This is a genomic window from Flavobacterium xylosi, from assembly GCF_042787345.1.
In the GTDB taxonomy this organism is placed as follows: Bacteria; Bacteroidota; Bacteroidia; order Flavobacteriales; family Flavobacteriaceae; genus Flavobacterium; species Flavobacterium xylosi.
In genome coordinates this window covers 106,208-114,537 of sequence record NZ_JBHZPZ010000012.1, presented here as the reverse complement: position 1 = coordinate 114,537, position 8,330 = coordinate 106,208, and the positions used below count along the sequence as shown (strand labels likewise).

The window sequence follows — 8,330 nt, the reverse complement described above, 5'->3', positions numbered from 1 at the left end:
GAGAAAATTATAGAAATACAAGAGAAATTAAACAATAGACCAAGAAAAAGATTTAATTTTGAAACACCTAATTATATGTTTAATCAAAAAGTTGCATTTATAACTTGAATCCTGCTATTTAAAAAGGGTATCAATTTAATTAAAACCAATGGGTTTGGGATGCGTGTTTTTAAAACAAAAAAATTCGCCAAGTTCTTGCGAACGAGACGAATTTTAATCTAAAAAAAACTAAAAAAAATTAAAAAGGCAATTTTAATTAACTGCTAGTAATACGTAAAACGTCTTACTTTAGCAATATATTTTGCCAGTCTAATGACTTGATGGCTATAGCCATATTCGTTGTCGTACCAAATGTACAATACGATATTCTTTCCATCCTTTGAAACGATTGTTGCGTTACTGTCATAAATTGAAGGTGCTGATGTACCTACAATATCCGAAGAAACCAATTCGTTATTCAATGAATATTTTATTTGTTCTACCAATTCGCCTTCCAATGCATATTTTTTCATAATAGCATTGATTTCGGCAACGGAAGTTTCTCTCGATACTTCTAGATTCAAAACAACAAGTGATCCGTTAGGAACTGGAACCCGAATTGCATTGGATGTTAATTTTCCTTCTAACGATGGCAACGCTTTTGCAACAGCGCTTCCGGCACCCGTTTCGGTGATTACCATATTTAGGGCTGCAGCTCTACCGCGACGGTATTTCTTGTGCATATTATCCACTAAATTTTGATCGTTAGTATAGGCATGAATAGTTTCTAAATGTCCTTTTACCACTCCCAAAGTGTCTTCTACTGCTTTCAAGATTGGCGTTATTGCATTTGTAGTACATGATGCTGCCGAAAAGATATTTATTTCATCAGGGTTATATTCGTTTTGGTTTACACCGTGGACGATATTTGGTACCCCTTTTCCTGGAGCCGTAAGCAATACTTTTTCAACTCCTTTAGATACTAAATGTCTGCTTAATGCTTCATGCGTGGTGAAAGCACCAGTATTATCAATAACTAGAGCGTTATCAATTTCATAAAGTGTATAGTCAATTTCCTCTGGTGAATTTGCAGTAATGACATGAACGGTTGTACCGTTGATGATTAATGCATTATTTTCCGGATCAGCAGTTACTGAACCTTGAAAATCACCGTGAATAGAGTCGTAACGCAACAAAGATGCTCTTTTTTCTAGAGTTGAACCATCATTTTTATCTCTGGTTACAATGGCTCTCAATCGCAATTGATTTCCTTTTCCGGTTTTTGACATTAATTCTCTAGCCAACAAACGTCCTATTCTACCAAAACCATAAAGAATTACATCTTTAGGTTGAATTTCTTCCGATGACTTAGCTCCTTTTAATTTGTCGATTACAAAATGTTTTGCATCTGGATATTTCTCATCTTCTAAACGATATTCATAAGTAAGTTTACCAATGTCCAATTTGGAAGGTGGTAAATCCAATTCTAAAATGACTCTGGCAATTTCAACCGAATCAAAAACGGTAATAGGTTTTTCCACAAATTCACCTGCATATTGATGCAAGTTGATGATCTCATTTACGTTTTTATCCAGTAATTGATTTTTAAACAAAACCATTTCTATGGATTTGTCGTACCATAAGTCGCTTATAATTTTGATTAATTCGACTCCGGCACGTCGTCTGTCGACTTGAAATGAAACTTCTTTTTGGTACAAAGTTGTATTGCTCATAGTTGAAAATTTGTAAAAATTAAGTAGTTATTTTTTTAAATTTGGCGCAAAAATACCTATTTCAATCGATTTCGTAAACTATTTTGTCATTTATTTTTGAAATAAAAAAACCATCTTGTTTTTGCAAGATGGCTGTAAAATTTGATTTTGGGAATATCAGATGATAATTTGTAGAAGCTGTCCGTTTTTATTGATCATTTCTATTCGTATGCTTTGACTCTCCTCTTTTTTATTTAAAAGTTTAGAGACCGTTTCAACATCCTGGGCTTTTTCATTATCAATACTCAGAATTATATTTCCTTTAAGCTCGTTTTCATATTGTCTCAAATTTTCATTTGTTAGCGCTTTAATTTTTACGCCATAAGTCAAATTAAATTTCTTTTTGTCGTTCGCATTGATGTTCTCTAATTCCATCCCTTTAAACTCGGTACTGAAAAATTCATTTTTGCTCAAGATTACAGGAAGCACTTTGTTTTTTCCGTCTCTGATAAAAGTAACCTGAACTTTGTCATTTGGTCGTTTTGTATTGATGTAACCCGAAAGGTCTGCATAGGTTGCCACATTTTGATTGTCGAGTTTTATGATAATATCTCCTTTTTCAAGTCCGGATTTTTCGGCTCCTGAATTTTTAGTTATACCATTGATATAAAATCCTTCTGTCTCAGCAATTCCAAGTTGTTTTGATGCTGTTGCATTCAATTCGCCTCCTTCAACTCCCAGAATTCCTCTTTGTACATTCCCGAATTCCATGATGTCCTCAATTATTTTTCGGGCAATATTAGATGGAATCGCAAAAGAATAACCAACATATGAACCGGTCATAGAAGAAATCATGGTGTTGATCCCAATTAACTCTCCTCGTGTATTTACTAATGCACCACCACTGTTTCCTGGGTTTACAGCAGCATCTGTTTGTATGAAGGATTGGATCCCGCTGGTGTCTAAATTCCTTGCTTTGGCCGAAACAATCCCTGCGGTAACAGTAGAAGTCAAGTTATACGGATTTCCAACTGCCAGAACCCACTCGCCAATTTTAACCGAATCAGAATTGGCGAAAGCCGTATAAGGCAATTTTTCGCCGGCATCAATTTTTAATAAAGCAATATCCATTTTTGAATCGGTTCCAATGAGTTTTGCTTTATAAGATTGCTTATTGTTCAGCGTGATTTCAATTTCTGAAGCATCTTTTATGACATGATTGTTAGTAACGATATAACCGTCTTCAGAAATAATTACACCAGATCCTGTTCCAACTTGTTCCTGAGTTTGTCCACCTTTGTATCCGTAAAAATATTCTAACATTGGGTTGGTGACTGTTTTTCGGGATACATTTTTAACGTGCACCACCGTGTGAATTGTTTTTTCTGCAGCTTCGGTAAAATCGACATTCTCTGCTGATAATCCCACATTTCTGCTATTTGAGTCTGAAGCAAGTGTCACAATTGGGTTGTTACCTTTAGAAAAATACCCGTTATTGTCAAATAATAACTTATATGCGCCTAGTGTAGTGGCGCCACTCAACAAAGACACTAAAAATAAGCTTGAAAATCGTTTCATATTACAATACAGTTTTAAATTATTTTAGAGTAAAAATAGCGTTAAAATATTTTTTTAAAAAACAGTTTAACGCTCTTTAACAATGATTAACATATCATTAATAGTTTGTACTTTTGTGTAACACAATTAAAATAAAATGCAAATAGAATTTTATAAATACCAAGGAACCGGAAATGATTTTGTGATGATTGATAATCGTTCGAATTTTTTTCCAAAAGACAACATTCAACTGATTTCCCGTTTATGTGACAGGCGTTTTGGGATAGGAGGAGACGGACTTATTTTATTGGAAAATGACACCGAAACTGATTTCAAAATGGTCTACTACAATTCAGATGGGAACCAAAGCTCTATGTGTGGTAATGGAGGAAGGTGTTTAGTGGCTTTCGCCAAAAAGTTGAACGTGATTCAAGATAATACTACTTTTATAGCGACGGATGGTGTGCATCATGCATCAGTTGCTGCTAACGGAATAGTTTCTTTGCAAATGATTGATGTTCCAGAAGTGAAAATTACCCCTGATTATGTATTTATGAATACCGGTTCGCCGCATCATATACAATTGGTTGAGGATTTGGAGCATTATAATGTCAAAGAAAACGGAGCGAGTATTCGTTATGGAGAATTGTATGGAAAACAAGGAAGCAATATCAATTTCGTAAAAAAAATAGATGAAACTACCTTTTCACTTCGTACATACGAAAGAGGAGTAGAAGACGAAACCCTGGCTTGTGGAACCGGAGCAACGGCTGTCGCAATCGCGATGAATGTTTTAGGTGAAACAAAAGCGAACTCGATAGACTTGAATGTCGAAGGAGGAAAGTTAGTTGTTTCTTTTGATGAAAAAGACGGAAAGTTTACCAATGTTTTCTTGAAAGGACCGGCGGAGTTTGTCTTTAAAGGAACTATTGATATTTAAATCGTTGTTACAAAGTTTTATTATTTAAATAGATTGAGAAAATTACTTTTACAAACGAAATAGGAAATATGAACAAAGTGATTGTCATTCCAGATGATATTATAAGTAGTAAAATTTACTTAATAAGAAATCAAAAAGTAATGTTAGACAAAGATTTGGCGGAGCTTTATATAGTTGAAACCAAACAGTTAAAAAGACAGGTTCGTAGAAATATGGAGCGATTTCCGGAAGATTTTATGTTTGAGCTTAGTCAACAAGAGTTCGATAATTTGAGGAGCCAATTTGGCACCTCAAATTGGGGAGGTACCAGATACGTACCTATGGCATTTACAGAGCAAGGAGTGGCAATGTTGTCTAGTGTGCTGAACAGTCCAACAGCTATTAAAGTCAATATACAAATCATACGTGTTTTTACTAAAATAAGAGAAATGCTTACTGATACATTGAGTATGAAATTAGAAATCGAAGAAATTAAAAAGAAACTTTCTAATCACACTAAAAATATAGAACTGGTTTTTAACTATCTCGATGAACTGATTGATAAAAAAGAAAATATAGAACCAAGAAAGAAAATAGGATTTAAAAGTAATTGAATTATTGTAATGGTAGATTTATCAATTTTAGTTTTGTTATTATTTATTTTTTGTTTTTTGGTCTTTTCTCAATTCAAGAATGGTGGATTTTCAAAAATGAATTATTATGACAAATATCGTTCAATGATTGGCTATTTACTTATTCCTATTGTGATAATAATTTTACTTGTTACTATTTTTAATAAATTGATTGCCAATTCGTAATTATTTTAAAATGATAACATTAAAAGGAGAGAATATCTACATTCGTGCATTAGAGCCCAATGACCTGGAATTTATATATGCCATTGAAAACGACCAAAGTATTTGGGAAGTGAGCAATACGCATAAGCCCTATAGTCGTTTTTTGGTAAAACAATATTTGGAAAATGCACATCAGGATATCTATGAAGCCAAACAATTGCGATTGGCCATTTGTCAGGATCAGGATTTTCCGGCTGTGGGATTAATCGATTTGTTTGATTTTGATCCAAAGAATAATCGGGCGGGAGTTGGGATTGTAATTCAAGGAAATGAAAACCGGAAACAGAATATTGGATCGGAAGCTTTAGAGCTCTTAATTCAATATGCGTTTCGTCATCTTAATTTACATCAATTGTATGCAAATATAGGTACCGAAAATGAAGCTAGTAAAGCTCTTTTTACTAAATTTGGCTTTCAAAATATAGGAATAAAAAAAGATTGGAATTTAGTTAACGGCGTTTATAAAGACGAAGCTATTTTTCAACTAATTAATCACACGAGCGTTAGCGAACTGGCGTAACAATTTAAAAATATTTATTTTGAACTTAAAGAAAATTATAACAATTATAGCCGTTGCAGTAATATCAGTATTAATAGTTTACGGATTTATTTTGATGCGTCAAATTTTTTCAGCCAATACAAAGTTTACTGATAAGGAACTCTATGTTTACATTCCCACAGATTCTAAATACGAAGATGTCAAAAAAATAATTGCACCTTATGTCGAAAATATGGATCGTTTTGAAACCGTTGCCAACAAAAGGGATTATCCTGAAAATGTAAAACCAGGACGTTTCTTGTTTACAAAAGGAATGAATAGTTATGATTTGGTAAAATCTTTAAGAAGTAATGTTCCGGTAAATCTGGCCTTCAATAATCAAGAACGATTGGAGAATTTTGCCGGCAGAGTGGGTTCTCAAATTGAAGCCGACAGTTTATTGTTACTGAAATCGTTTAAAGATTCAATCTTTTTGAAAGAAAATGGTTTTACCGAAGAAAATGTTTTGGCAATGTTCATTCCTAATACCTATGAACTGTATTGGAATACTCCGGCTGAAAAATTCCGAGATAAGATGATCAAAGAATACCGCAATTTTTGGAACAAAGAACGAGTGGCTAAAGCTGCAAAACAGGGATTAACCCCGATTGAGACAACCATCTTGGCTTCGATTGTGCATAAAGAATCCGTAAAAAAAGACGAAAGACCGAGAATTGCTGGCGTTTATTTAAATCGTTTAAGATTACAAATGCCTCTTCAAGCAGATCCAACCGTGATTTATGCGATAAAAAAGAAGTCTAACGATTTTGACCAAGTAATCAAAAGAGTATTCTATAATGATTTGACGATGTCTTCTCCTTACAATACGTATATGAATATCGGACTTCCCCCGGGACCTATCGCAATGCCTGATATTACGGCATTGGAAGCAGTTTTAAATCCGGAAAAGAATAATTACATCTATTTCTGCGCAAGTGTGGACCGTTTTGGATACCATGAATTTGCCGCTACTTTGGAAGAGCATAATAAAAACGCCAAAAAATATTCTGATTGGATAAACAGTCAAGGTGTAAAAAGATAGTTTTGGAGTATCAAAAGAGCTACAGTTTCCTGATTTTCTTTTTGATTGGATTCCAGACTGTTTTTGGACAAAGCAAAATCGACAGTTTCCTGAAACCGTCCGATTCTTTAAATACTAAAAGACAAAATGCCGTAATCATTTCTGAAGCTGTATTGGCTTCAGGAACTTTAATTGGCTTAAATCAACTTTGGTATGCCGATTATCCAAAATCTGATTTTCATTTTATAAATGACAACTCGGAGTGGCTTCAAATGGATAAACTGGGTCATTCCTTCTCTTCCTATCATTTAGGCAGACTAAGTGCTGAGGCCTTGAATTGGAGCGGAACCAGCAAAAAAAATCAGTTGGTTTACGGAGCTGGTTTAGGATTTGTCTTTCTGACCGCTGTTGAGGTTTTTGATGGATTCTCTGCGGAATGGGGCGCATCAACAGGCGATATAATAGCGAATGCATCAGGTACGGTTTTGTATGTTTCACAAGAATTAATCTGGAAAGAACAACGTATAACTCCCAAATTTTCTTTTCATACCACACAATATTCTGATCAAAGACCAGCAGTTTTAGGAAGTTCATTTACCGAGCAAATCTTGAAGGATTATAACGGGCAGACCTATTGGCTTTCGGTCAATTTATATTCCTTTTCTAAAGACTCAAAAATTCCTAAATGGCTGAATCTTGCATTAGGCTTCGGAGGAGATGGAATGATTACCGGAAATAGGGGAAATTATTCCGAAAATTCAATTTCAAATCCACAAAGATTCAGACAGTTTTATTTAAGTCTGGATGTCGATTTGACAAAAATTAAAACAAAATCCCATTTTTTGAAGACAATTTTTTCCGTGTTAAACACGGTGAAAATTCCAGCGCCAACGATTGAAATAAGGCAGTTCAACGGTATTAAATGGCACTTAATCTATTTTTAATTTTCTTTAACACATTGATTTTCAGTATTATTAAAATTGTTGTATCTTTGCAGGCAGAAATTTCTTAACGGGACAGCGTTTAGAAGAAAAACAATTTATGATAAAGAAATGGTATTTTTACACTGGTTTGGCTCTTATTATAGCTTTTTTAAGCTCTGGTTTTAAACCTTTTAATTTAGAAACTACCCCATGGTTTCTAGTTGACGAACAAGATGGATCACACTACTTATTCCCATCTGAAAAACAAAATGATTACACCAATTTGAATATCCCTTTTACTGGCAATTTCTTCATTGGTTTCAAAGAAGCAATCGGCTACAGAGAATCTGAAAGTAAATACAAAAAAATCAATTCTTTAGGATATTTAGGTAAATATCAATTTGGTATAGAAACGCTAAAATCAGTTGGAGTGCGCAATAGCACTGCATTTTTGAACAGCCCTGAAATGCAGGAAAAAGCATTCATCGCTCTTTTAGCACAAAATAAATGGGAGTTAAAAAAAGAAATTGAAAAATATTCGGGTACATTGCTGAATGGCATTTACGTTACAGAATCTGGAATTTTAGCTGCGGCGCATCTTGGCGGTCCCGGGTCGGTAAGAAAATATTTTAAAAATAAAGGCAAACGGTATTTCCGAGATGCTTACGGTACTTCCATACAAAGTTATATGAAAGCGTTCGGTGGATACGACACTTCATTTATAGTTGCTGATAGCAACGCAACAGTAAAAAGTATATAATTCCTTAAAGATTATTTCAAAATCCTGTATTTCGACCTACCTACTGTGTGGACACCAGTTTAAA

8 protein-coding genes and 1 pseudogene are annotated in these 8,330 nt (G+C 34.1%); 7 read left to right on the top strand and 2 right to left on the bottom strand.

Features of this window, described 5'->3' with window-relative positions:
* Positions 1-108: pseudogene (locus ACFX5E_RS16255) on the top strand (IS30 family transposase); the annotation flags it as partial.
* A gap of 155 nt (positions 109-263) precedes the next feature.
* Here the strand turns inward: ACFX5E_RS16255 and ACFX5E_RS11445 are convergent.
* Together ACFX5E_RS11445 and ACFX5E_RS11440 are read right to left on the bottom strand one after the other, a co-directional pair.
* Entirely contained in the window at positions 264-1,712 is a 1,449-nt protein-coding gene (locus ACFX5E_RS11445) for a glyceraldehyde-3-phosphate dehydrogenase (RefSeq protein ID WP_379855290.1), read from the bottom strand.
* A 156-nt stretch (positions 1,713-1,868) separates the two neighbouring features.
* On the bottom strand, positions 1,869-3,269 hold the full coding sequence (locus ACFX5E_RS11440; protein WP_379855289.1) for a trypsin-like peptidase domain-containing protein: 1,401 nt from the start codon (positions 3,267-3,269) through the stop codon (positions 1,869-1,871).
* Positions 3,270-3,405: 136 nt separating this feature from the next.
* Between ACFX5E_RS11440 and dapF the strand changes: the two genes are divergently transcribed.
* From dapF to ACFX5E_RS11410, 6 genes are all read left to right on the top strand, one after another.
* Positions 3,406-4,188 (top strand): diaminopimelate epimerase, encoded by a 783-nt coding sequence (gene dapF, locus ACFX5E_RS11435; RefSeq protein ID WP_379855288.1) that lies wholly within the window; start codon positions 3,406-3,408, stop codon positions 4,186-4,188.
* Between the two features lie 68 nt (positions 4,189-4,256).
* Positions 4,257-4,781, top strand: a complete 525-nt coding sequence (locus tag ACFX5E_RS11430; RefSeq protein WP_379855287.1) for an ORF6N domain-containing protein — start codon at positions 4,257-4,259, stop codon at positions 4,779-4,781.
* Between the two features lie 214 nt (positions 4,782-4,995).
* On the top strand, positions 4,996-5,544 hold the full coding sequence (locus tag ACFX5E_RS11425; RefSeq protein ID WP_379855286.1) for a GNAT family N-acetyltransferase: 549 nt from the start codon (positions 4,996-4,998) through the stop codon (positions 5,542-5,544).
* Positions 5,545-5,563: 19 nt separating this feature from the next.
* Positions 5,564-6,604 (top strand): endolytic transglycosylase MltG, encoded by a 1,041-nt coding sequence (mltG, locus tag ACFX5E_RS11420; RefSeq protein WP_379855285.1) that lies wholly within the window; start codon positions 5,564-5,566, stop codon positions 6,602-6,604.
* Between the two features lie 2 nt (positions 6,605-6,606).
* Positions 6,607-7,527 carry a DUF2279 domain-containing protein gene (locus ACFX5E_RS11415; RefSeq protein WP_379855284.1) on the top strand — a complete coding sequence of 307 codons (921 nt, stop codon included), beginning with the start codon at positions 6,607-6,609 and terminating at the stop codon, positions 7,525-7,527.
* A 97-nt stretch (positions 7,528-7,624) separates the two neighbouring features.
* Entirely contained in the window at positions 7,625-8,266 is a 642-nt protein-coding gene (locus tag ACFX5E_RS11410; RefSeq protein WP_379855283.1) for a peptidoglycan-binding protein LysM, read from the top strand.
* Positions 8,267-8,330: the final 64 nt, after the last annotated feature.

What these genes read in the sequence shown, in the direction of transcription:
- ACFX5E_RS11445 (WP_379855290.1), bottom strand. Translation starts at nt 1,712, where the DNA reads ATGAGCAATACAACTTTGTACCAAAAAGAAGTTTCATTTCAAGTCGAC.
- ACFX5E_RS11440 (WP_379855289.1), bottom strand. Translation starts at nt 3,269, where the DNA reads ATGAAACGATTTTCAAGCTTATTTTTAGTGTCTTTGTTGAGTGGCGCC.
- dapF (WP_379855288.1), top strand. Translation starts at nt 3,406, where the DNA reads ATGCAAATAGAATTTTATAAATACCAAGGAACCGGAAATGATTTTGTG.
- ACFX5E_RS11430 (WP_379855287.1), top strand. Translation starts at nt 4,257, where the DNA reads ATGAACAAAGTGATTGTCATTCCAGATGATATTATAAGTAGTAAAATT.
- ACFX5E_RS11425 (WP_379855286.1), top strand. Translation starts at nt 4,996, where the DNA reads ATGATAACATTAAAAGGAGAGAATATCTACATTCGTGCATTAGAGCCC.
- ACFX5E_RS11410 (WP_379855283.1), top strand. Translation starts at nt 7,625, where the DNA reads ATGATAAAGAAATGGTATTTTTACACTGGTTTGGCTCTTATTATAGCT.